Raw genomic sequence first — 3,766 nt, 5'->3', positions numbered from 1 at the left:
GGCCAAAGCCGCGTTTTTTCATTCGTGCAACCAGCCTCAGTTCTTGGCTTTGTCTACGATCTTGTTGGCCGAGATCCAGGGCATCATCGCGCGCAGACGCTCGCCGACCTGCTCGATCGGGTGAGCGGCGTTGTTGCGACGATACGCCGTCATGGACGGGTAGTTGCCGGCGCCTTCGGCGATGAACATCTTAGCGTACTCGCCGTTCTGGATGCGCTTGAGTGCGTTGCGCATGGCCTGACGGGATTCGGCGTTGATGACTTCCGGGCCGGTTACGTATTCGCCGTACTCGGCGTTATTGGAGATCGAGTAGTTCATGTTGGCGATACCGCCTTCGTACATGAGGTCGACGATCAGCTTCAGCTCGTGCAGGCACTCGAAGTAGGCCATTTCCGGCGCGTAACCGGCTTCGACCAAGGTTTCGAAGCCGGCCTTGACCAGCTCGACGCAACCGCCACAGAGAACGGCCTGCTCGCCGAACAGGTCGGTTTCGGTTTCGTCCTTGAAGGTGGTTTCGATGATGCCGGTACGACCACCGCCCACGCCACAGGCGTAGGACAGGGCGACGTTCTTGGCATTGCCGGAAGCGTCCTGATAGATCGCGACCAGGTCAGGAATGCCGCCCCCCTTGACGAACTCGGAGCGCACGGTGTGGCCCGGCGCCTTCGGCGCGATCATGATCACGTCAAGGTCGGCACGCGGAACGACCTGGTTGTAATGGATGGCGAAGCCGTGGGCGAAAGCCAGGGTCGCGCCCTTCTTCAGGTTCGGCTCGATCTCGTTCTTGTACAGCTGCGACTGGAACTCGTCCGGGGTGAGGATCATCACCACGTCGGCGGCAGCGACGGCGCTCGGCACGTCGGTGACTTTCAGGCCATGGGCTTCGGCCTTGGCGACGGTGGCGGAACCTGCACGCAGGCCGACGGTGACGTCGACGCCCGAGTCCTTCAGGTTGCACGCATGGGCGTGACCCTGCGAGCCGTAGCCGATGATGGCGACTTTCATGCCCTGAACAATGGAGAGGTCGCAGTCTTTGTCGTAATAAACTTTCATGAACGTTTCCTTCTATTTACCTGTGGGGCCTCGCGGCCACTCGCTAATTGGGTCAGATGCTCAGCACTTTGTCGCCACGGGAGATACCGGTGACGCCGCTGCGTACGGTCTCCAGAATCGACGCGGTGCCGACCGCCTGAATGAAGCTGTCCAGCTTGTCGCTGGTTCCCGCCAACTGGATCGTGTAGACGCTGCTGGTGACGTCGACGATCTGCCCGCGGAAGATATCGGTGGTGCGCTTGACCTCGGCGCGCTGCGCGCCGGTGGCCTTGACCTTCACCAGCATCAGCTCGCGCTCGATGTGGGCGCTCTCGGACAGGTTCACCAGCTTGACCACCTCGATCAGCTTGTTGAGGTTCTTGGTGATCTGTTCGATGACCTCATCCTGGCCGACGGTGGTCAGCGTCAGACGCGACAGGGTCGGGTCCTCGGTCGGCGCCACGGTGAGGCTTTCGATGTTGTAGTTGCGTTGGGAGAACAGGCCGACCACGCGGGACAACGCGCCCGGTTCGTTTTCCAGCAACAGGGAAATGATGTGTCGCATGCTCAGGTCCGCTCCGTCTTGCTCAGCCACATGTCACGCATCGCGCCGCCCCGGATCTGCATCGGGTAGACGTGCTCGCTGGTATCCACCGCGATATCGAGGAACACCAGGCGATTCTTCATCGCGAAGGCTTCCTCCAGGCCCGGCTTGAGGTCCTTCAGCTCGGTGATGCGCATGCCGACGTGGCCATAAGCCTCGGCCAGCTTGACGAAGTCGGGCAGCGACTCCATGTAGGAGTGCGAGTAGCGGCTGCTGTACTGCATGTCCTGCCACTGGCGGACCATGCCCAGCGCGCCGTTGTTGAGGTTGACGATCTTCACCGGCAGGTCGTACTGCAGGCAGGTCGACAGCTCCTGGATGTTCATCTGGATGCTGCCCTCGCCGGTCACGCAGGCCACGTCGTCATCCGGGAAGTTGAGCTTGACGCCCATCGCCGCCGGGAAGCCGAAGCCCATGGTGCCGAGGCCGCCGGAGTTGATCCAGCGGTTAGGCTTGTTATAGCGGTAGTACTGCGCCGCGAACATCTGGTGCTGGCCCACATCGGAGGTGATGTAGGCGTCGCCCCGGGTCACGTCGTAAAGCGCCTCGATCACCGCCTGCGGCTTGATAATCGAACCGTCGCCCTTGTCGTACGGGAACAGGCCGCGGTCGCCGCGCCACTCTTCGATCTGCTTCCACCAGCTGGCGACGGTTTCCTTGTTCGGCGTGTGGCCGATTTCCTTGAGCACCGCAACCATCTCAGCGAGCACGCTGTCCACCGGACCCACGATCGGGATGTCCGCCTTGACGGTCTTCGAGATCGACGCCGGGTCGATGTCGATGTGGATGATCTTCGCGTTCGGGCAGAACTTCGCTGCCGTCTCGCCATTGATCACGCGGTCGTCGAAGCGCGCACCGACGGCGAGGATGACGTCGGCATGGTGCATCGCCAGGTTGGCGGTGTAGCTGCCGTGCATGCCGAGCATACCGACGAACTGACGGTCACTGCCCGGATAGGCGCCCAAGCCCATCAGCGTATTGGTGACCGGCAAATTGAGCAGTTGTGCCAGCTCGGTCAGGGCCGCGGAAGCGCCGCCCATGATCACGCCACCGCCGGAATACATCACCGGGCGCTTGGCTGCGAGCAGCATCTCGGCGGCCTTGCGGATCTGCCCGGAATGCCCGCGAACGGCCGGGCTGTAGGAGCGCAGCTTGACCTTCTTGGGATGGACGTACTCGAACTTCTGCGTCGGATCGCCCATGTCCTTGGGAATGTCCACCACCACCGGACCGGGGCGACCGGATTCGGCAATGTAGAAGGCCTTCTTCAGAACCTCGGGGATTTCCGACGGGTGCTTGATCATGAAGCTGTGCTTCACGATCGGCCGGGAGACGCCGACCATGTCGGTTTCTTGGAAGGCATCGGTACCCACCACGGTGCTCGCCACCTGGCCGGAGATGACCACCATCGGGATCGAGTCCATGTACGCGGTGGCGATGCCGGTAATAGCGTTGGTCGCACCGGGACCCGAGGTCACCAGTACCACGCCGGCACGGCCGGTCGCCCGCGCATAGCCATCGGCCATATGCGTGGCGGCCTGTTCGTGGCGAACCAGAATGTGCGTTACCGCCGGTTCCTTGAACAGGGCATCGTAAATATGCAGGAGGGCACCGCCCGGGTACCCATAGATGTACTTAACGCCTTCGTCACGCAGGAAGCGGACGACCATTTCAGCGCCAGATAAGAGCTCCACGTTTGTCACCTCTAGAACGCCAGAATGCCATCCACGATGGATGGCCCTAATAGGTCTACTGCCAAGCAGAGCATGAGCGACGGTGGTCGCCGACTACGTCAGCTACTGACTGAGCAAGTATTGGGAAGGCGCCAGACTGTTGCGGTGCCATCCCACCCAGCGCGAGGTAACGCGTTGCGGGTGTTACAGGTCGGCGCGGGTATGCGCCTCATGTCTGCTGAGCTGCGGCCTGCTTGCGGCGGACCCCACTACAGCGAGCGTTGAATTGTTCGGATTAGACCGGCGCAAGTCAAGTCGCGCGTCATGCTTTATTGGATTAGGCCGTGACGCGCTGCAGGATCGCGACGAGCGGCTTTTGGTTATAGTAGCGGCACGTACCACCGCTAATCCAAGGACACCGCATGCACCGCATGATCCTCGCCGGCAGCCTGCTGCT

At 61.8% G+C, this 3,766-nt stretch carries 3 protein-coding genes; all 3 read right to left on the bottom strand.

Annotated elements, in window-relative coordinates:
- Positions 1–36: 36 nt before the first annotated feature.
- From ilvC to B2X67_RS20590, 3 genes are read right to left on the bottom strand one after another with little or no spacing between them, the layout of a single operon-like run.
- On the bottom strand, positions 37–1,053 hold the full coding sequence (ilvC, locus tag B2X67_RS20600) for a ketol-acid reductoisomerase (RefSeq protein WP_090223535.1): 1,017 nt from the start codon (positions 1,051–1,053) through the stop codon (positions 37–39).
- A gap of 52 nt (positions 1,054–1,105) precedes the next feature.
- Positions 1,106–1,597 carry an acetolactate synthase small subunit gene (gene ilvN / locus B2X67_RS20595; protein ID WP_090223537.1) on the bottom strand — a complete coding sequence of 164 codons (492 nt, stop codon included), beginning with the start codon at positions 1,595–1,597 and terminating at the stop codon, positions 1,106–1,108.
- 2 nt (positions 1,598–1,599) lie between these two features.
- Positions 1,600–3,330: an acetolactate synthase 3 large subunit gene (locus tag B2X67_RS20590; RefSeq protein ID WP_286786639.1), complete on the bottom strand. Its 1,731-nt coding sequence runs from the start codon at positions 3,328–3,330 to the stop codon at positions 1,600–1,602.
- Positions 3,331–3,766 lie beyond the last annotated feature (436 nt).

This window comes from Pseudomonas sp. UBA3153, from assembly GCF_002364635.1.
Lineage (GTDB): Bacteria > Pseudomonadota > Gammaproteobacteria > Pseudomonadales > Pseudomonadaceae > Pseudomonas_O > Pseudomonas_O kuykendallii.
This window is presented reverse-complemented; position numbering and strand designations above follow the sequence as displayed.

Bases quoted from the DNA above. Each gene is read 5' to 3' on its own strand.
- ilvC (WP_090223535.1), bottom strand. From the start codon at position 1,053: ATGAAAGTTTATTACGACAAAGACTGCGACCTCTCCATTGTTCAGGGC.
- ilvN (WP_090223537.1), bottom strand. From the start codon at position 1,597: ATGCGACACATCATTTCCCTGTTGCTGGAAAACGAACCGGGCGCGTTG.